Source organism: Aeromonas sp. SG16, assembly GCF_024436135.1.
Classification (GTDB): Bacteria; Pseudomonadota; Gammaproteobacteria; order Enterobacterales; family Aeromonadaceae; genus Aeromonas; species Aeromonas jandaei.
In genome coordinates, this window is record NZ_JANFNW010000006.1 from 24,047 (window position 1) to 44,002 (window position 19,956).

The following is a 19,956-nucleotide window of genomic DNA, read 5'->3' on the forward strand; positions in this document are numbered from 1 at the left end:
GGTTATAGCTCAGCTGGGAGAGCGCTTGCATGGCATGCAAGAGGTCCGCGGTTCGATCCCGCGTAGCTCCACCAAATTCAGAGTGACGTCAGTCATTCACACACATCGGGGTTATAGCTCAGCTGGGAGAGCGCTTGCATGGCATGCAAGAGGTCCGCGGTTCGATCCCGCGTAGCTCCACCATCTTTCGTAAAGAAAGTAGAAAAGGCCACCGCATTGCGGTGGCCTTTTTGTTTTCTCAGGCATTTATTTTCCCCATACTTTCCTGCCTTTCATTTGTAAATCAAATGACCAAAACAGAAAAGCCCGCGGGTATCGCGGGCTTTTGGCTACTTTAAAGCGGGTTGCCGGTTAGCGCCGACGGCGCCAGGCCAGCGGCAGCAGGGCCAGCAGGCCGAGCCCCAGTGCACCACCGCCACTTGAGCCGTGGTCCGGTTTGCCGGAATGACCCTTCATTTTCAGATCGACGATGATGGGGTCGTGGTCGGAGGCGCTGAACGGATTGTCCGATTTCAGCAGGGTGCCAGTGTACTGGTTGCCGTACTCGAACAGGTTGCTCTCGAAGGAGTTGATGTGCCAGTCGGCCACATTCACCACCTTGCTGGCCAGCGCCGGATTGGCGAGAGCATAGTCGAGGGTACCGAGTTCGCTGTCATAGCTGTAGGAGATGGCCTTCTCCTTGTTGAACTTGACGTTGAGATCGATCAGGCCATAGCTGCGAGTCACCTCGCGACCGAGCTGTTCATAGGACTGGTCACCGATAAAGGTATGGGAGGCCGAAACAATCTTGCGCTCGCTGGCAGCCGGGTTGTAATCGGTCAGCACCCGGATCGGATCTTCTTTGGCGTAGGAGTTGAAGTCACCCACCAGCAGCACCTGTCCCGGCAGCTTGCTGACCGCTTCACCCAGCACCTTGGCCGCGCTCACGCGGAACTCGGTACACTTGCCTTGCAGGTCGGCCGGTTCTGTCTTGCCATCGCCGTTTTCATAGCAGCCCGAGCCTTTGGACTTGAGGTGGTTGACTACCAGCGTCAGCGGATTTTTGTTGCCCGTGACGGTAAAGCTCTGCACCAGTGAATCGCGCTGGCCTGCGGTTTTGGCCACGTCCCCCGTGGTATAGCGCTGCTCCGGCATGCGGATGACACTCGCCTCGCTGGCCGGGGTGAGCAGGGCAGGGCGATAGATCATGGCTACCATGATGGCGTCGCCACCGAAGAATTTCTCGCTGGTGAGCAGGCTTGCTGGCAGGCGGATATAGGCGTAGCGCTTGCTCGCATCCTTCTGTTGTTCGTTGAGGCGGGTCACCAGATTGTTGATAGCGGAGTTATCGCCAAAACCATTGTTCTCCATCTCCATCAGGCCGAGCAGGTCGGCATCCATCTCGGTGATGGCGTTGACGATCTTGGTGCGCTGCTTCTCGAAGTCGACCTGGCTCTTGGCGCCACGGTTGCACCCCTTGGCGCTGTCGGCATCTGCCTGATCTTTGCACAGCACGTTGAGTGCGCCGCCAATGCTGGAGTGGCTGGTGAAGTAGTTGAGTACGTTGAAGCTGCCGATCCGCAGATTGCTGCCACGGGCCCGGGCGGGGGCCGGTTGGCGGTCATCTTCCGGTGTGCGCAGCAGGGCGCCGGCGCTCAGGGTGACATCGCTCGGCACTACCAGACGGAAGGCATCCTTGTTGTAGACAATGACCCCCTCCAGCCCGGTCAGTTGATCACCGATACGCAGATAGCCCTGATCGGCATCCCAGCCCGGGAACCAGGGCAGTACGCCATCCTGCGCCTTGTAATCAGACTCGACCACCAGCCGGTTGCTGCCATTTTTGGCGGCCAGAGCGACCGCTTCCGGGCTACTGGCAACATGGAGCTGGGTCGGCTTGAGCAGCGGCGCCTTGTGGGATAGCTCGACGTTGTTGCGATAAACCTTGTAGTCGAAACCGTAGTTGCGGGTCAGGTGGAGATCGCTGCTGCTGTCGAGCCGTACCCGCATCCCTTCGTGGCGATTGAGTGCCTGCGCCAGCGTCTCCCCTTCATTGACCTGCAATACGCTGGTCGGCACCGTCAACCCCTGTGCTGTGACCTGCAGGCGGGCTTTGTTGGCCTCGAAGGTGGGTTTGAGCTGGGTGCCGCCGTAGTACTCCTCGACCCTGGCTTCGAGGCAGACTTCAGCCCCCGGCTTGAGGGCCGGGTAGTTGGTCGCAAGTTTGCTGTCATTGAGATAGACGAAGATGCCATCCGAGGTGGCCGGGTTGCCATCTCCCGCTGGATCAGTCAGATAGAAGCCTTTGGTCAGGCTCTGGCCGAGGGTGGTGACGACACCGCGCACCATGAAGGTACCCGGACTGATTTTTCCCGTGATGTTGCCGTTTTTATCGGTCACCGTGTCGGTCGCGAACTGGCTCCCTGAGCCTGTTCCCTGAATGGTCGGAATGGGGGTGAGTTGCGCCGGATCGGCGGGGCAGACGAAGGCGGCGTGGGCGCCGGGGGCTGCGAGGGCCAGCCCCACGGCCAGAGACAGCAGGGTGCGAGTACCTTTCATATGTGTTCCTTTTTTATTTGTGCCAGTGTTTCCATAGTCCTGGTCGCTGACCAGGGGCGCGCATTGTCACATTTTCGGCATGTCACACCAGTGAGCCAACGCACATTATAGGGATACAAATGAGATTGCATGGGTGTTTTTTGATCTGGCTAACACTCTGAAATTAATGACAAAACAATTACCAACGGGCGTGGTGGGAAAGTGTGATCCCGCTGGCAACCACATATTTTTCTCCGAGAATGAAGATTGAGACTCGGCTGCATGCTTTCTATACTCGGCTTGTTCCTCACGGAACCCAGGTAAAGGGCAAACCGGTTGAAATGCCGGGACGCAATACCTCCGGTCTTCCGATCAGACGATGATCCAGATAGCGGGGTTTCCCCGGGTGAAGAGGCAGTGTGCGGCGAGTCCATGGCCGGTAGTCTCCCTCCCTTCACGCAGGTTGCGCTTGTGCTTTGCCTTGGTCACCAATGCCAAGACAAAACAAGGAAGATAACAATATGCAACAGTTCCTGAGGCCCAGCCGGCTTGCCGTGCTGGTGGCCATCGCTGCCATGCCCGCCTGGGCGCAGGCAGCCTATCCCGCCTACAAGGCCGGTACTGCCTACAAAGCCGGCGACATCGTCAGCAATGCCGGCGCTCTATATGAATGCAAAGAGTTCCCCTACTCGGGCTGGTGCGGGGCATCACCCTATCACTATGAACCCGGTGTCGGGGTGGTCTGGGCGGATGCCTGGAAGCTCTACGGCGGTGAAGTGCCGCCACCGGCGCTCGGCGTGGCCGTCAGCTCTCCGGCTGCCGGTGCCAGCTTCAACGAAGGTGCCAGCGTGGCGCTGGCGGTGACCCTGAGTGGCCCGGTGACGGCGCTGGTTCGGGTGGAATACCTTATCGACGGCAAGCTTGCTGCCACGGCCAGCGCCTCGCCCTGGGGCGCCAGCTGGAGTGCTGCGGGCGTTGGGGCGCACGCCCTGAAAGCGCGGGCGCTGGATAAGGATGGCAAGGTACTGAGCGAGGCGGATTCGAGCTTCAACGTTGCTGCCGTGGTGGCGCCAGAGGCGCCCAAGGTGAGCATCAGCAGCCCGGCCAGCGGTGCCAAGGTGACGCTGGGTCGTAGCGTGGCGGTGAACGGCAACGTCACCGATGCCAACAACGATGTGGCCAAAGTCGAGCTGTTTGTCGATGGCAAGAAGGTAGGGGAAGACAATGCCGCCCCCTGGCAGGTCAACTGGACACCCGATGCCAAGGGCAGTGCCGCCCTCAAGCTGGTGGCCACTGACAAGACCAATCTGGTTGGCGAGTCGGCGGCAGTGAACGTCACTGTCGAGGAGGCCGCGCTGCCACCGTCCGGTGGCAACCTCTCCTGCGATATCCGCCAGATCTATCGTCCTGATGGCTACGAGTGCATGGGGGATGACCATGCCCGCCGGGTCATCGGCTACTTCACCTCCTGGCGCACCGGCAAGAATGGCCTGCCCGCCTATCTGGTGAGCGACATTCCGTGGAGCAAGATCACCCACATCAACTACGCCTTCGCGGCGGTAGACGAGCAGAGCCACACCATCAAGGTGGATGACTCGGCGACCAAGATGACCTGGGATGGCGTGCCGGGTGCCGAGATGGATCCGGAGTTCGCCTACAAGGGGCACTTCAACCTGCTGTCGAAGTTCAAGAAGCAGTATCCGGACGTGAAAACCCTGATCTCGGTCGGGGGCTGGGCCGATACGCGCGGTTTCTACACCGCTACCACCAAGGGCGACTGCTCGGTCAACACCGATGGCATCAATGCGCTTGCCACGTCGGCGGTGAGTTTTATCCGTCAGTACGGTTTTGACGGGGTCGATATCGACTATGAATATCCCACCTCCATGAAGGATGCGGGCAACCCCAACGACTTCCCGCTCTCCAACCAGTGCCGCAGCAAGCTCTTTGCCAACTACAAGGTGATGATGCAGACCCTGCGCAGCAAGCTGGATACGGCGGGCAGCGAGGATGGCCGCAAGTACATGCTGACCATCGCCTCGCCAGCTTCCGCCTATCTGCTGCGCGGCATGGAGAACTTCCAGGTCACCCAGTATCTCGACTATGTCAACCTGATGACCTACGACTTCCATGGTGCCTGGAACCACTTTGTTGGCCACAACGCCGCCCTGTTTGACAACAAGGCTGACGCCGAGCTGGCGCAGTGGGGCGTCTACACCCAGAAAGAGTTTGGTGGAATCGGTTACCTCAACGCTGCCTGGTCTGCTCACTACTTCCGTGGTGCGCTGGCTGCCGGCAAGATCAACGTGGGTGTGCCCTATTACACTCGCGGTTGGCAGGGGGTCAGCGGTGGCACCCACGGTCTGGGCGGCAAGGCAGCACTGCCGAGCCAGAGTAATTGCCAGCCGGGTACCGGTGGCGGCACCATTCCGTGCGGTAACGGGGCGGTCGGCATCGACAACATCTGGCACGATCTGGACAAGAACGGCAAGGAGATTGGCGGGGGCGCCGTCCCCATGTGGCATGCCAAGAACCTGGAGCACGCAGCCGATTTGGGGATCATCACCATGCCGAGCTACGGTCAGGCCTGGGGTCTGGATCCCAACAACCCGGCCCATGTGATGCAGGGCAAGTATGTCCGTTACTACGACGACAAGGCTCATGCCCCCTGGCTGTGGAACGAGGAGAAAAAGGTGTTCCTCTCCACCGAGGATGAGGAGTCCATGGGTCACAAGCTCGACTACATCGTCAATCGTGGTCTGGGTGGCGTGATGTTCTGGGAGATGGCGGGTGACTACGCCTACGATCCGGTGAAAAAAGAGTACGGCATGGGGGATACCCTGACCACGCTCGCCTACGACAAGTTTGCCAAGGCGACCAAGTACAACACCAAGCAGAACGATCTGGTAGCTCCGGCGGCCCAGCTCGACATCGCGGTGAGCCTCTCCGGCTTCAAGGAGGGTGATTCCAACTATCCGATCAACCCGACCCTGAAGCTCACCAACAACTCGACCCAGACCATTCCGGGCGGTGCCCGCATCGAGTTCCTGGTGCCCACCTCTACCTCTGACACCATCACCGACCAGAGCGGGATGGGGCTGAAAGTGGTGGAGAGCGGAGGCAACCAGAACTCCGATGGCATTGCCAACGAGAAGGATTTCCACAAGGTGGCTCTGACGCTGCCGACCTGGAAAGCCTGGACGCCGGGCAGCGATGTGGAAGTGGCGATGACCTACTATCTGCCGGCCGCTGGCGTGCCGAGTGGCATCCGTATCATCAGCGGCAGCCAGACCGCGGGTCTCAAGGCCGAGTTCCCGACCTTGCCGGAGGCCGTACTGGGCTCGGGCGGTGGTGAGGGCGGTGCGACCTGCAGCAGCCAGAATATCAATCCGGCAGCCTATAAGGCTTACCCGACCTGGCCGCAAGGGGATCATGCCAACGCAGGCGATCGCATCACCCACAACAAGGTGGTGTGGCAGGCCAACTGGTGGACCAGCAGTGAACCCAAGACCACCGATGGCAGCTGGAAGTCTGTCTGTAGTTATTGATTTTTAAATCAAGGAGATAAGTGAGGCTTAGGCCTCACTTTTTTTATCTGCATGGTCGATCTGGTTGAAAATGCGTCTGCCTTTCCTGGCAGGCAGCCTCTATAATAGAAGTCGATTAATAATCAGATGGATGTCAGCATATGGCGAGTATATTGGATTCAGTTGATCAACGAACCCAGCTGGTAGGGGAAAACCGCCTGGAGCTGTTGATGTTCCGTCTCGGCACCCGCCAGATGTTTGCCATCAACGTCTTCAAGGTGCGAGAAGTGGTCAAGCTGCCGCACCTCAACAAGATGCCGGGCTCTCACCACAATATCAGCGGGGTAGCCAATATCCGCGGCACCTCGATCCCGGTCATCAATCTGCGCAGCGCCATCGGCATGCGTCCCATGCCGGTCGATAGCGAATCCAACCTCATCATCACCGAATACAACCGCACCATTCAGGGCTTTCTGGTGGGCCAGGTAGCCAACATCGTCAACATGACCTGGAAGGATATCCTGCCGCCGCCGCGCTCGGCCGGGCGCGCCAACTATCTCACCGCCATTACTCGCATTCCGGAAGACGGGGTGGATCAGATTGTCGAGATCATCGATGTGGAGAAGGTGCTGGCGGAGATCATCACCTACGACATCAGCATCTCCGAAGAGGTGCTGGATCGGGATATTCTGCCCGAGATGCATGGCCGCAAGGTGCTTATCGTCGATGACTCCAGCACTGCCCGCAATCAGGTACGCGAGACGCTGGGGCAGCTGGGGCTCGAGGTTATCGAGTGTCAGGACGGCTTGCAGGCACTGACCCTGCTCAAGGGGTGGTGCGATGCCGGCAAGAAGGTGACCAACGAGATCCTGTTGATGATCACCGATGCGGAGATGCCGGAGATGGATGGCTACCGCCTGACCCACGAAGTGCGCAGCGATCCGCGCATGGCCGATCTCTTCATCACCCTTAATACCTCCTTGAGCGGCAACTTCAACGAAGCCATGGTCAAGAAGGTGGGGTGTGACCGCTTTATCTCCAAATTCCAGCCGGACCTGCTGGTCGGCGTGGCGCAGGAGCGGCTGCGTCAGGTACTGGAAAAGTAACCCGCCATACCGTTAGCAATGCGAAACATCCCGCCTCGGCGGGATGTTTGCTTATCTGCCGTCGTATATATAACACCGCCTGTTGCCAAGGTGTCAGCGGCTCATCAGTGGTTCCATGAAGCGGGCCACCTTGTCGCGGATCTGCGGTTGCGCCGCCGGGGTAGGGTGAATGCCATCGTTCATCATAAGTTCAGGGCGCAGCGCAATATCATCCATGAAGAAGGGGAGCAGGGGCAGCTTGTTGGTCTCGGCGAGTTCCGGGAAGATCTGCTCGAACTGGCGCAGATAGCGGGCTCCGTAGTTGCGGGGCAGCTGGATCTGGGTCAGCGCGACCTGAATCTGTTTCTCTTTGGCAAGGGCAATCATGCTGGCCAGATTCTGGCGGGTAATGGCAGGGGCAAAGCCGCGCAGGCCATCGTTGCCCCCCAGTTCGATCAGCAGCCAGTCCGGTTGATGCTGTTCCAGCAGGGCAGGCAGGCGCGCCAGTCCGCCCTGGGTGGTCTCACCGCTGACGCTGGCATTGATGAGGGTGTGCTCGCCCCCCTCGTTCTGCCATTTTTGTTCAAGCAGGGCAGGCCAGCTCTGCTTCTCCTGCATCTGATAACCGGCGCTCAGGCTGTCGCCGAGCACCAGCAGAGTCTGGGCCTGAACCGACGAGAGCAGGCTGCCGAGGCCAACGAACAAGGCAAACAGAATACGCACCATCAATTCAACTCCCGCTATGGATTGCCATCAAGGGATTGGGACAAAGGATATCGAGCATGAGTTCAACCCCCATTATTGTCGTCAAGGGCCTCGGCAAATCGGTCAGCCTCGGCCAGGAAAGCCTCACCATCCTTGAAGGGATCGATCTGCAAGTCAATAGCGGCGAGACGGTGGCACTGGTCGGCGCCTCCGGGTCAGGCAAGTCTACTTTGCTCGGATTGCTGGCTGGGCTCGATCTGCCGAGTCTTGGCTCCATCGAAATTCTCGGCAAGTCACTCGGCGAGCTGGATGAGGAGGGGCGGGCCAGATTGCGCGCCGAGCAGATCGGCTTTGTCTTCCAGTCATTCCTGCTGCTCCCGACCATGACGGCGCTCGAGAACGTGATGCTCCCCGCCGAGCTGCGCGGTGAGCGGGATTGTGAGCCAAGAGCCCGTGAACTGCTGGCGGCGGTAGGGCTTGGCGAACGTCTGCATCATATGCCGCCACGGCTCTCCGGTGGCGAGCAGCAGCGGGTGGCCATTGCCCGCGCCTTCATGACCCGGCCCAGCCTGCTGCTGGCCGATGAACCGACCGGTAACCTCGACAGCAAGACTGGTGACAAGGTGATCGAGCTGCTGTTTGAACTCAACCGCAAGCACGGTACCACTCTGGTGGTGGTGACCCATGACCAAGAGCTGGCCAGTCGGTGCCAGCGTCAGCTGGTGATGGCGGCAGGCAGGCTGGAGCGCGAGGTGTGTCATGCCGTGGTGTAACGCAGGGGGCAGGCGAGTGAGCGGAGGTGGTCAGGGATGATGCAGTGGCGATTGGGATGGCGACTGCTGCGCCGGGAAGGATGGAGCGGCGAGCTGCGCTGGTTTGTGTTGGCGCTGGCCCTGAGTGTGGCCTGTGTGCTCAGCGTGGCGCTGGTGGCAGATCGGCTGGAGGCGGGACTCAAGGCATCGGGCCGCGACTTTATCGGGGCGGATCGGGTGCTGCGCACCGCCACTGCGGTTCCGGATGGCTGGTTGCTGCAGGCACAAAAAGATGGTCTGGCGTTGCAGACCACGGTCAGTTTCAACAGCATGCTGTTTCACGGCGATGCGCTGCAGCTCGCCTCCATCCGGGCGGTGCCCGACGGTTTTCCCTTCTACGGCAAGCTGGAACTGACCCCGGCCCGGACTCCTGCCCCCGGTGAAATCTGGCTCTCCGCCCGGGTAATGCAGTTGCTGACGGCCAAGGTGGGGGATGAGCTGGAGGTGGGCAATACGGTGCTCAAGGTGGCTGGTCTGCTTGGCGAGGAGCCCGATCAGGGCTTCAGCCCCTTCCTGCTGGCGCCGCGGGCGCTCATCCACAGCGCCGACATCGAGGCGACCGGCGCCCTGCTGCCGGGCAGTCGTCAGCAGTGGCGCTATCTCTTCAAAGGGTCGCGAGAGGCGCTGGCCCGCTATGAACGCTGGCTGGTTCCTCAGCTGCAGGCCGGGCAGAAGTGGATCACCCCCGATGACAGTGAATCCCAGGTGGGCCGCTCGCTGGTCAATGCCGAGCGCTTCTTCCGGCTGGCGTCCCTCTGCGGCGTGCTGCTGGGCGCGCTGGCGATGGGCATAGCGGTACGTCACTTTGCCGAGCGCCAGACCAATATGGTGGCGCTGCTCAAGACCTTGGGGGCATCGCGCACCAGTTTGTGGCAACTGATGAGCGGGCTGTTGCTGTCGCTGACTCTGATCGGCGCCCTGCTGGGGCTGGTGGCGGGCACCATCATGCAGTGGTTCACTCTGCAACTGCTGGGTGAGTTGCTGCCACCGGATCTGCCGCCTCCCTCCTGGCGCCCCTTTGCGCTGGGTGTGGCGGTTGCCCTCTTTATCACCCTGCTGCTCGCCTTTATCCCCTTCTTGCGGCTGCTGAAAGTGCCGCCGCTGCGGGTGTTGCGTCGCGAGCTGGAGGCGGGGATCCCCCCCTGGCTGGCGCTGCCGGTTGGTCTGCTCGGCCTGTTTGCGCTGGTGTGGGGCTTCACCGCCGATGTTCGATTGGCCTTTGGTTTGGTGGGTGGCATGGGCCTGCTGATGGGGCTGCTGGCTCTGCTGGCCTCCCTGATGTTGCGGCTGGGGGGGCGGGTGAGCGGTCCGCACGCCCTGCGGCTGGCGTTGGCCCATCTGTCGCGCGAGCGGCGCAGCGGTCTGTTCCAGCTGGCCGGTTTTGCGCTGGCGCTGATGTTGTTTGGCTTGCTCTGGGCGGTTCGCAACGATCTGCTGGAGGAGTTCTCCGCCCGTTTACCGGCCGATGCCCCCAACCGTTTTCTGGTCAATGTGGCCGAGAACGAGCGGGAAGGGATCCTGAGCGAACTGGCGGGAGCCGGCGCCGTTACCTCCGACTTCTATCCCATGGTGCGCGGGCGCCTGACTCATATCGCCGGTGATGCGGTGGGGGAAGGGGCTCGCAGTGGTCGCGAAGGGGTCGATCGGGAGCTCAACTTTACTACCACGACGACCCTGCCAGCCGACAACAAGCTGGTGGCAGGGAAATGGCTCTCCGGCCCCGGCGAGGTATCGGTCGACAGCGAACTGGCCAAACGACTCGATATCAAGCTGGGGGACATGCTCGCTTTTACCATCGAGGGGCGCAGCTTCGGGGCACGGGTCACCAGTTTGCGCAGTATCAAGTGGGACAACATGCGGCCCAACTTCTACATGATCTTCTCACCCGATCTGCTGGCCCCCTTCTCCCGCACCTGGATCGGCAGCTACCGGCTGCCGCCAGAGGGGCGTTCCGCCGAGGTAGGGCTGATCCGCCACCATCCCACGGTGAGCCTGATTGATGTGGATGATCTCATCGTGCGGCTGACCCGGGTTTCGGAGCAGGTGAGCCGGGCGCTGGCCCTGATGCTGGGGCTGGTGACGGTGGCGGCGCTGCTGGTGCTGCTGACCCAGACTCAGGCCAGCATGGCCCAGCGGCGGCGCGAACTGCTGTTGATGCGCACTCTGGGGGCTGGCAGCACGCTGCTTGGCAAGATGTTGCGCTGGGAACTGGTGGCGAGCGGCTTGCTGGCCGGACTCTGTGCCGCCATGGTGGTGGAGTTGTGTACCTATGCTTTGCAGTTCTGGTGGTTTGATGGTCAGTGGCAGTTCCACTGGCGCATCTGGCTCGGATTGCCAACCATGGGGGCGCTGCTGGTCACCCTGGCCGGTCAGGGAATGCGGCGCCAGCTGCTGGCGGGCACCCTCAGCGACCGGTTGCGTGGTCTGGGTCAGGGACTATTGTAATCAGGCCCTCGAGAGTGCAGGTGCTGGAGACAATCAGCCCGACCAGTGGTCGGGCTGATTGCTGTGCGAGTTTTGGCTGTTCGAGAAGTGTTAGCGAGTCTCTCGCAACAGATCGGTCAGTGCCTGCGGCAGCTGCGGGTAGGTAAAATGGAAGCCGGCCTGTTGCAGATGCGCGGGCAGTACGTTTTGCCCGGTCAGCAGCAGATCGGCTGCTTCTCCCATCACCAGTTGCAGCAGCGGCGCCGGGACGAAGAAGAGGTGCGGGCGATGGAGGGTGCGAGCCAGGGTCTGGCTGAACTCCCGGTTGCTGACAGGATGAGGCGCCGTGCCGTTGAAGATACCGTTGCACTCCTCGTGCTCCAGCAGAAACAGCATGGCGCGCACCAGATCCTGCACATGGATCCAGCTCATCATCTGATTGCCACTGCCCATTGGGCCGCCAAGACCGAGCCGATAGGGGGGCAGCATTTTTGGCAAGGCGCCACCATCCATGCCGAGCACCAGCCCGATCCGCACGATGCAGACCCGGGTCTGTTTGCTGCCGGCTTCCTGCGCCAAGGTTTCCCACTGCTGACAGAGCTGGTGGGTGAATTCCTGATGGGGTGAGCGGCACTGCTCGTCGAGGGGCTCTGCCCCCTGCCTGCCATACCAGCCGATGGCGGATGCGTTGATCAGTACCCTGGGGGGCGTTGTGGAGAGTTTGATAAGGTCGACCAGCTGCTCGGTCAGCAGCCAGCGGCTGTCGCAGAGTAGTTGCTTGCGCTGCTCGCTCCAGCGGCCTGCGGCTATGGGTTCGCCTGCCAGATTGATCACCGCATCCACATCGTTGAGGTCATCGAGGCTGTCGAGGCTATCGATGATCTGGACATCGTGGCCAAGCAGGGAGTAGGCGCGACTGCCTTGTCGGCTCAGGACGACCACGTCGTGATTGACCTTGAGGTGGGCCACCAGACGGCGGCCAATAAAACCGGTTCCTCCGGTAATCAGAATCTTCATCGTTGCGCGCTCCTGCGGTCGTTTGTTCTACTCTAATGGCCCTGATCCCGATGGACAAGTTGCGTGCCAACCTCGGGCTGGTGGAGCAAGATGGATGAGCCTTTTCCCTGCTGCCGGGCAATACATTTAATCCTTGGCCTTTGTTGATGGATTTTTGTGATGTGAGAGGCTGTTACTGAATCGTTATCATTGCTACTGCTTGTGGCCAAGGCCCGGGCTGCCATCTGCTACCTCTGTAGCTACCTCCTGTATACGAAGAGTAAGCCATGCCATTTCATCGTCTGAAAACAAGCAAGCTGCGTGCAAGGCTTTTTGCTGCCCTGCTCGCGGGTGGTGCGTTACTGGTACTGGGGGAACTGACAGTGGCCTGGCAAACCATGTCGGAAGTGAACAAGGATGCCCAGCAGCGGTTGCAATATTCGCTGACCCTGTTTGACCGGACCGTGGATCATGCCCGTCAGGCTGCGATCAATGTAGAGGATATGCTGGGTAAACCCTGCAGGGATACGGCGCAACTGCTGCGAGAACAGGCGGCTATCGTCCCCGATGTCCGTTCCGTCAATCTGGCGCTTGGCAGCCGTATCTACTGCTCATCCCTTTATGGCGATTACGACGGGGTGTTCGACGAAAACAGTTATGTTGCGGGTCGTTTGCAGTTGCTCAAAGGCAATGTGGTTACCCCAGATCACCCTCTGCTGATATTTCGCCATGCAGCAGGTGAGGGGAGTGTGCTGGTTGGTGTCGATGGTTACTACCTGCGCAATATCCTCGATATCTCCAGCAAGAACTCGCCGATGGCGCTTATCGTCGGCACCCGTGCCATGTTTGGTAGCGGACAAGTCGCAGGGGTACCGCCTGCAACTGAGCCGGGCTATCTGGCCTTCTCTTCGAGCCGCTATCCCTATCAGGTGGCGACCCGGGTGACACGAGAGGATTATCTTGAGCACGCCTGGCGCCACTCCTGGGGCCATATCCTGCTCTACCCTCTGCTGGGGTTGCTGGTTGGCGTGGGGACATTCCGGTTGATGGGGCGTAGCAGCTCACCATCGGAGGAGCTCAAACGGGCATTGATCGAGGAGGAGTTTATTCCCTACCTGCAGCCGGTGGTCTCCGGTGATGACGAGCAGTGGCGTGGCTGTGAGGTGCTGATGCGCTGGCAGCACCCCAAACAGGGGATGATTCCGCCGGATCGCTTTATCCCGCTGGCGGAAGATAGCGGGCTGATTGTTCCCATGACCAGTCTGTTGATGGCCGAGGTGCGCGACCACTTCTCCCCTCATGCCGGCAAGCTGCCAGCAAAGTTTCATTTTTGCTTCAATATCAGCGCCAAACACTTTCAGGATCTCGACCTGTTGGCTGACTGCAAGGCGTTTCTCGACGCCTTCAAGGAGAATCCTGTTGATTTGGGGTTGGAGCTGACGGAGCGGGAGTTGCTGGTGGCCGATGAGACAACCGCACGGATGTTTGCCGAATTGCGCAAGCTGGGCGTGTTGATCTCCATCGATGACTTTGGCACCGGTCACTCCAGTCTGACCTATCTGCAACAGTTTCAGGTCGATGCCATCAAGATTGACCGGAGCTTTGTGGAGATGATTGGCACGGATGCACTCTCCAGCCATATCGTCGAGAACGTGATTGATCTGGCGAAACGGCTTGAATTGATCCTGATCGCGGAGGGGGTCGAGAAGCAGTCGCAGGCGGACTATCTGCGGGATCGCCATGTCGACTATCTGCAAGGGTATCTCTATGGTCGCCCCATGCCGATGGCGCAGTTTTGCAAGAGCTTGTTTGGCTGATTGTGGTTAAGTGAAGGCATAAAAAAACCAGCGAACTGTTCGCTGGTTTTTTTGTTTCAGTGCGGTGGCTTGGGTCAGAGCATCCGCTGGAGGGCGCGAGCCAGCCGCTTGACCCCCTCCTCAATGGTCGCTTCATCGACGCAGGAGAAGCTCAGACGCAGGGTGTTCTGAATTTCGGGGCGCACATAGAAGGGGGCGCCCGGCACGAAGGCTACCTTCTCTTTGATCGCCTCGTCAAACAGGGCCATGGCGCTGATATGAGCCGGCAGGGTCAACCAGAGGAACATGCCCCCTTCCGGTCTGGTGTAGCTGACACCGGGCGGGCAGTGACGGGTCAGTGCGGCTTCCATGGCGGCGCGCTGACGGCCATAGACCTCCTTGATCTTCTCCAGATGGGCATCGAGGGAGTTATCCATCAGGAAGCGGTGCAGCACCTGCTGGCTGAAGGCGTTGCTGTGCAGGTCGGTCGCCTGCTTGGCGATGGTCACCTTCTTGCGCAGCCACTCAGGCACCAGCATCCAGCCCAGTCGGAAGGCGGGCACCACGGTTTTGGAGAAGGATCCGAGCAGCACGGTATTGTTTGGCGCCAGCTTGGCAATCGGGGGCAGATGTTCGCCCTCGAAGCGCAGCTCGCCGTAGGGATCATCTTCCACCATCAGGAGCTCGTGGCGCACCAGTCGCTCTGCCAGCGCCTCGCGGTTGGCACGGCTGTAGGAGACGCCACTCGGGTTCTGGAAATTGGGTACGCCGTAGAGCAGCTTGGCATTGGAGCCACTTGCCAGCAGCGCATCCAGCGCCGCCAGATCCAGCCCGGCTTCGCCGAGGGTGATTGGCTTGAAATTCGGTTGATAGACAGAGAAGGCCTGAATGGCGCCCAGATAGCCCGGCTCTTCGATGATGAGATCCTGCCCCTCGTCGATCAGCACCTTGCCCAGCAGATCCAGCGCCTGCTGGGAGCCGCTGGTGATCAGGATGTTGTCCGGATTGACCTGCATGCCGTGGCGGGCCAGATAGCGGTCGGCAATGTACTGGCGCAGCGGCGCATACCCTTCGGTCGCCGCATATTGCAGGGCGGCAGCCCCCTGTTCGCGCAGCACATCCTGACAAGCCTGATCGATGGCCTTGACCGGAAACAGGTGAGGATTGGGCAGGCCACCGGCAAAAGAGATGATCTCCGGATTGGCGGCAACTTTGAGGATTTCACGGATAAAGGAAGGCTCGACCTTCTCGAAGCGCTGGGCAAAAAACGGCTGCATAGGCAATTCTCTCGGCATGTGGGCGGTCGCTCCATTCGACCGCCAGGTTATCCGTTTGTATCAGATTTCAGAAATGAGGCAATGATTGTCACAAAAATCGCTAAAAAAGGGCTGGATTGGCTCTACTGCGGATTATATTGGGCGGTTAGTCGGAGTAGTGATGCCAGTGAGGGGGCTGGGGATCGGCTGGCTGGAATATTTGTTGCTCGAAACACTTGCGCCTTGGGCCCATCTTGGGATAATTCGCTCCCCTGTTTTTGCGGTGCGATGAAATAGCGGGCCGCAAGCGATCCCCCGGCGGGATCGGACACCAGATGTATTACCCGGATTGATGAAATAACGAGACCATTATGCCTGTGACCCAAGATGTATTTAACGAAGACGGCAAGTTCATGCGCAAGATCCGCAGCTTTGTCCGTCGCGAAGGCCGCCTGACCAAAGGGCAGGAGAAGGCCCTGGAAGAGCTCTGGCCGGTCATGGGCATCGATTTCGAGCCAAAGCAACTCGATCTGGTCGCACTGTTTGGCCGTGAAGCTCCTGTGGTGCTGGAGATCGGCTTTGGCATGGGCGCTTCTTTGGTCGAGATGGCCAAGAATGCCCCCGAGAAGAACTTCATCGGCATCGAAGTGCACTCCCCGGGCGTGGGCGCCTGTCTGGGTACCGCTCAGGAAGCGGGGGTCACCAATCTGAAGGTGATTTGCCACGATGCGGTCGAGGTGCTGGAGCACATGATCCCGAACGGTTCACTCTCCTGCCTGCAGCTGTTCTTCCCGGATCCCTGGCACAAGAGCCGTCACCACAAGCGCCGCATCGTGCAGCCGGCCTTTGCCCAGGACATTCGCCAGAAGCTGGCCATCGGTGGCGTGTTCCACATGGCCACCGACTGGGAAAACTACGCCGAGCACATGCTGGAAGTGATGAGTGCCGCCGAGGGTTACGAGAACACCTCAGCGACCGGCAACTGGGTGCCGCGCCCTGACTGGCGCCCGCTGACCAAATTCGAGCAACGTGGCCATCGTCTGGGGCACGGGGTTTGGGATCTGATTTTCAAGCGTGTCAGCTGAGCTGGCACGTCAACACACCTAGCGTATCAACTAACTTGAGGAGCTATCATGGCCAATCGTAGCCGCCGCCTGCGCAAGAAACTGCGCGTCGATGAATTCCAGGAAATGGGTTTCGACATCAGTTTCAACTTCCCGGTCGGCACTGCCGAAGAGACCATCGATGCCGTAGTCGATGCGATGATCGATGAAGTGATCGAGCCCCGCAAACTGGCTTTCGCCGGTTCCGGCCACCTGGCCTGGGAAGGGATGATCTGCACCCAGCAGCTGGGCAAGTGCAGCGAAGAAGACCGTGCCGCCGTCAAATCCTGGCTGGAAGGCAAGGGGATGGAAGCTGTCGTGGTCACCGAACTGTTCGACCTCTGGTACGGCGAACCCGCCTGATACCAGACTCGCTGTGGCAGGCGAGCCGGTGTCGACTGCCTGCCGCAGTCAGATAGACAAATCCCGCCACCGGCGGGATTTTTGTCAGTGGGGATGGGATCTCCACACCCGCTTTAGTCATGGAATTGCTTATGGTGTTGTCATCCGAATTACTGGCCAGCATTCTGGAAGAGGTGCGCCCGTTGCTGGGGCACGGCAAGGTGGCCGACTATATTCCTGCGCTGGCGCAGGTGCCGGCCGACCGGCTGGGCATTGCGGTCTGTACCGTGGAAGGGGAGTTGTTCTCGGCCGGTGATGCCTTCGAACCCTTCTCCATCCAGAGTATCTCCAAGGCCCTGAGCCTGACGCTGGCCCTCACCCTCTATCAGGAGGAGGAGATCTGGGCCCGGGTCGGCAAAGAGCCCTCCGGCCAACCGTTCAACTCGCTGGTTCAGCTCGAGTTCGAGCAGGGGATACCCCGCAACCCCTTTATCAATGCCGGCGCTCTGGTGGTCAACGATCTGCTGGAGACCCGCCTCACTGCACCGCGTCAGCGTACTCTGGAGCTGGCTCGCCGCCTCTCCGGCAATCCGGCCATCATGGCGGATCAGGTCGTCGCCCGCTCCGAATATCAACACTCGGCCCGCAACGCCGCCATCGCCTATCTGATGAAGGCGTATGGCAACTTCGAAAACGAAGTGGACAAGGTGCTGCAGAGCTATTTCAATGCCTGCGCCATCCGCATGAGTTGTGTCGATCTGGCGCGAACCTTTATCTATCTGGCCAACCGCGGCTTGCCGCTTGGCGAAGCAACCCCGCTGCTGCCGGCGCGCACCACCAAGCAGGTCAACGCCCTGCTCGCGACCTGCGGCCTCTATGACGAGGCGGGAGATTTTGCCTACCGGGTTGGCATGCCGGGCAAGTCCGGGGTCGGCGGTGGTATCGTGGCCCTGATCCCGGGAGAATTGTGCGTCTGTGTCTGGTCGCCCGAGCTTAACAAAGCGGGCAATTCGCTGGCAGGGACGGCAGCGCTGGAGTTATTGGCCGAGCGTCTGGGCCGCTCCATTTTTTAACCTTGTTCACTATGAATCGAGAAATCACCATGAAACGACATCTTCGCTTCTTGCAGGCCGCGCTGGCGACCTTGCTGCTCTGGTGTGCCCTGCCCACCTTTGCAGCCGAGTTGCCACCGCTTTCGCTGGCTGATGCCAAGGCCAAACAGGCGGTCATCCTGGATACTCGCGCCAGCTACTTCTATCAGGGGTGGCCCATGGAGGGCGAGACGCAGGGGGGCCATGTGGCTGGCGCCGAGAACCTCTCTGCCGAGTGGAAATACCGCGATGCGGATTGGCCTGCCGCCCTTGCCACCAAGGGGCTGAAAGCCGATCGCCCGGTCGCACTGTATGGTGCGCCGCGCGAAGTGGCTGAAGTGGCGCGCATGCTGCGCATGCAGGGCATCAAGCAGCTGTTCGAGCTGCAGGGCTGGCAAAGCGCCCCGCGCGAACACCTGGCTCGCTGGCAACAGCTGGTCTATCCGCGCTGGTTGCTCGACCTGCAGGAAGGCCGGCCGGTAGCTGCAGCGCCCAAGGGGGACTGGAAGCTGTTTGAAGTGGATTGGGGTTCACCCAAGGCCTATCTGCTGAGCCACATTCCGGGGGCGGGTTATATCGATACCAACCGTCTGGAAGAAGAGCCGCTGTGGAACAAGGTCTCTGATGAGGCGCTCAAGGCGCTGCTGCTGGAGAACGGCATCCGCCACGACACCACCGTGATCCTCTACGGTCGCAACACCATGGCGGCTGCCCGTGCTGCGCATCTGATGATGTATGCCGGCGTGGAAGATGTCCGCCTGCTGGATGGCGGCCTGGATGCCTGGTTTATCCAGCACCTGCGCACCGAAACCGGCCTGCCCAACAAATATGAGCTGGTGAAGGATTTTGGCGTGGCCATTCCGGCTCACCCCGAGTACTACACCACGCTAAGTCAGGCGAAAGAACTGCTCAAGCAGCCCGATAGTGCGCTGGTCAGCGTGCGTACCTGGGACGAGTTTGTCGGCAACACCTCTGGCTACAGCTACATCAAGCCGAAGGGCGATATCCCGGGGGCCAAGTGGGGTCATGGTGGTGTCGATGCCAACAGCATGAGCGACTTCCACAACCCGGACGGTACCATGAAGCCGGCCCGCGAGATCCTCGCCATGTGGGATGAGTGGAACATCGAGCCGACCCAGCAGACCGCCTTCTACTGCGGTACCGGCTGGCGTGCCTCCGAAGCCTTCTTCTACGCCTGGCTGATGGACTGGAAGCGGATCAGCGTCTACGACGGCGGCTGGTATGAGTGGAGTTCCGATCCCAAGAACCCGACCGTGACCGGCGAGCGCAAGCCGACCAAGTAACGGGTAGAGATCGCAGAACAGGCCGGACAGTTGTCCGGCCTTTTTTATTCCGGCGCCTGACTCATCGCCGTCATAAAGGCTAACTCACTGATTTTTGATGCAGATCCCGTTCCCGAAATCGATGCAAACGGGGCCATGATGTTGAGCTAGGCTTCACTCATCATCCTCGTGGTGAGGGTGCAGAGGGAGGCAAAAGCGGCGATGAAACAACTGATGATGATCCTGATCTGTGCGCTGGGGCTGGTGGCATGCAGCTCCCAATACATCATGAGCACCAAAGATGGCAAGATGATCACCACCGATAGCAAACCCAAGCTGGACGAGAGCACCGGCATGTATCGCTACTACGATACCGAAGGGCGCGAAGTGATGATCAAAAAGGATGACGTTACCCAGATCATGGAGCGTTGAGCCAGCCATGAGATGACAAGGGCTGCCAGTGGCAGCCCTTGTTGTTTTTAAATTCATGCAAATTGCCGACATTCGCAGCAAATCACTATCAATTCGCTGCTTTTGGCCGCGGGGTACAGCTTCCGTTATGGTTGTTTCACTATCATGACGCTCCATTTTTTATTGGAGGTGTTATGTCCCTGCTCGCTCTCTGGCGTTCCCGTTTTTCCGTTCGTGCCCTGCTGGGAACTGTCCTGCTGGTTGTCGCTACTGCCAGCCATGCCGGTGAAGATCAATTCACCCTCGGCCGCACCATTTTGCTGGGGGCCGGTGATCATGGTGCCACCATTCCCATGGTGATTTGCCGCCAGACCAAATATATCAAGGTGAAGGCAGAGCGTGATTTGACCCTGGATCGAGTCGTCGTCACATATGGCGGTGATCGCACCAAGACGATCTATTTCGATCAGGATATGCGTGGTGATACCGAGACCGGCTGGAAATCCCTTGGCTCGCGCCGCTGTGTAAAGAAAATCGAAGTGTACGGTAATTCCGAGCGCAGCAAGGCCGGCGTGAAAGTATTTGGCCGTAAATAAGCGAAGCGATTT

The 19,956-nt window shown here is 59.9% G+C and carries 15 protein-coding genes, 1 tRNA gene and 1 riboswitch; of the genes, 12 read left to right on the plus strand and 4 right to left on the minus strand.

Annotation, left to right across the window (positions count from 1 at the left end):
• Window positions 1-107: 107 nt before the first annotated feature.
• A tRNA-Ala gene (locus tag NOM67_RS14595) sits at window positions 108-183 on the plus strand.
• Window positions 184-351: 168 nt separating this feature from the next.
• Here the strand turns inward: NOM67_RS14595 and NOM67_RS14600 are convergent.
• The gene (locus NOM67_RS14600; protein WP_255938239.1) at window positions 352-2,538 is read right to left on the minus strand and encodes an ExeM/NucH family extracellular endonuclease; all 2,187 of its coding nucleotides are present in this window, start codon (window positions 2,536-2,538) and stop codon (window positions 352-354) included.
• Between the two features lie 295 nt (window positions 2,539-2,833).
• Window positions 2,834-2,922: riboswitch (cyclic di-GMP riboswitch) on the plus strand.
• A 116-nt stretch (window positions 2,923-3,038) separates the two neighbouring features.
• On the opposite strand from NOM67_RS14600, the gene NOM67_RS14605 reads away from it, so the two are divergent.
• Both NOM67_RS14605 and NOM67_RS14610 read left to right on the plus strand, forming a co-directional pair.
• A complete protein-coding gene (locus tag NOM67_RS14605; protein ID WP_255938240.1) occupies window positions 3,039-6,065 on the plus strand; it encodes a glycosyl hydrolase family 18 protein in 3,027 nt (1,008 codons plus the stop codon).
• A gap of 140 nt (window positions 6,066-6,205) precedes the next feature.
• Window positions 6,206-7,150, plus strand: a complete 945-nt coding sequence (locus NOM67_RS14610) for a chemotaxis protein CheV (RefSeq protein WP_033112748.1) — start codon at window positions 6,206-6,208, stop codon at window positions 7,148-7,150.
• 93 nt (window positions 7,151-7,243) lie between these two features.
• On the opposite strand, the gene NOM67_RS14615 is transcribed toward NOM67_RS14610, so the two are convergent.
• Window positions 7,244-7,855 carry an arylesterase gene (locus NOM67_RS14615; protein ID WP_156853050.1) on the minus strand — a complete coding sequence of 204 codons (612 nt, stop codon included), beginning with the start codon at window positions 7,853-7,855 and terminating at the stop codon, window positions 7,244-7,246.
• Between the two features lie 56 nt (window positions 7,856-7,911).
• Here NOM67_RS14615 and NOM67_RS14620 point away from each other — a divergent pair, with 56 nt between their 5' ends.
• Entirely contained in the window at window positions 7,912-8,607 is a 696-nt protein-coding gene (locus NOM67_RS14620) for an ABC transporter ATP-binding protein (protein WP_255938241.1), read from the plus strand.
• A 36-nt stretch (window positions 8,608-8,643) separates the two neighbouring features.
• Window positions 8,644-11,091: an ABC transporter permease gene (locus tag NOM67_RS14625; protein WP_255938242.1), complete on the plus strand. Its 2,448-nt coding sequence runs from the start codon at window positions 8,644-8,646 to the stop codon at window positions 11,089-11,091.
• Window positions 11,092-11,181: 90 nt separating this feature from the next.
• On the opposite strand, the gene NOM67_RS14630 is transcribed toward NOM67_RS14625, so the two are convergent.
• Window positions 11,182-12,087 (minus strand): TIGR01777 family oxidoreductase, encoded by a 906-nt coding sequence (locus tag NOM67_RS14630; RefSeq protein WP_104014027.1) that lies wholly within the window; start codon window positions 12,085-12,087, stop codon window positions 11,182-11,184.
• Window positions 12,088-12,353: 266 nt separating this feature from the next.
• On the opposite strand from NOM67_RS14630, the gene NOM67_RS14635 reads away from it, so the two are divergent.
• Window positions 12,354-13,883: a cyclic diguanylate phosphodiesterase gene (locus NOM67_RS14635; RefSeq protein WP_255938247.1), complete on the plus strand. Its 1,530-nt coding sequence runs from the start codon at window positions 12,354-12,356 to the stop codon at window positions 13,881-13,883.
• A 74-nt stretch (window positions 13,884-13,957) separates the two neighbouring features.
• Here the strand turns inward: NOM67_RS14635 and NOM67_RS14640 are convergent, their stop codons facing one another.
• Window positions 13,958-15,139, minus strand: a complete 1,182-nt coding sequence (locus NOM67_RS14640) for a PLP-dependent aminotransferase family protein (RefSeq protein ID WP_041209939.1) — start codon at window positions 15,137-15,139, stop codon at window positions 13,958-13,960.
• 350 nt (window positions 15,140-15,489) lie between these two features.
• On the opposite strand from NOM67_RS14640, the gene trmB reads away from it, so the two are divergent.
• The 6 genes from trmB to NOM67_RS14670 all read left to right on the plus strand — a co-directional run bounded on the left by trmB (window position 15,490) and on the right by NOM67_RS14670 (window position 19,944).
• The gene (gene trmB, locus NOM67_RS14645) at window positions 15,490-16,203 is read left to right on the plus strand and encodes a tRNA (guanosine(46)-N7)-methyltransferase TrmB (RefSeq protein WP_005335228.1); all 714 of its coding nucleotides are present in this window, start codon (window positions 15,490-15,492) and stop codon (window positions 16,201-16,203) included.
• 48 nt (window positions 16,204-16,251) lie between these two features.
• Window positions 16,252-16,584, plus strand: a complete 333-nt coding sequence (locus tag NOM67_RS14650) for a YggL family protein (RefSeq protein ID WP_033112740.1) — start codon at window positions 16,252-16,254, stop codon at window positions 16,582-16,584.
• Between the two features lie 131 nt (window positions 16,585-16,715).
• The gene (gene glsB / locus NOM67_RS14655; RefSeq protein WP_255938251.1) at window positions 16,716-17,636 is read left to right on the plus strand and encodes a glutaminase B; all 921 of its coding nucleotides are present in this window, start codon (window positions 16,716-16,718) and stop codon (window positions 17,634-17,636) included.
• Window positions 17,637-17,665: 29 nt separating this feature from the next.
• Window positions 17,666-18,958 carry a sulfurtransferase gene (locus tag NOM67_RS14660; protein ID WP_255938253.1) on the plus strand — a complete coding sequence of 431 codons (1,293 nt, stop codon included), beginning with the start codon at window positions 17,666-17,668 and terminating at the stop codon, window positions 18,956-18,958.
• A 201-nt stretch (window positions 18,959-19,159) separates the two neighbouring features.
• Window positions 19,160-19,369 carry a YgdI/YgdR family lipoprotein gene (locus tag NOM67_RS14665; protein ID WP_033112737.1) on the plus strand — a complete coding sequence of 70 codons (210 nt, stop codon included), beginning with the start codon at window positions 19,160-19,162 and terminating at the stop codon, window positions 19,367-19,369.
• Window positions 19,370-19,542: 173 nt separating this feature from the next.
• On the plus strand, window positions 19,543-19,944 hold the full coding sequence (locus NOM67_RS14670; RefSeq protein WP_033112736.1) for a DUF2541 family protein: 402 nt from the start codon (window positions 19,543-19,545) through the stop codon (window positions 19,942-19,944).
• Window positions 19,945-19,956: the final 12 nt, after the last annotated feature.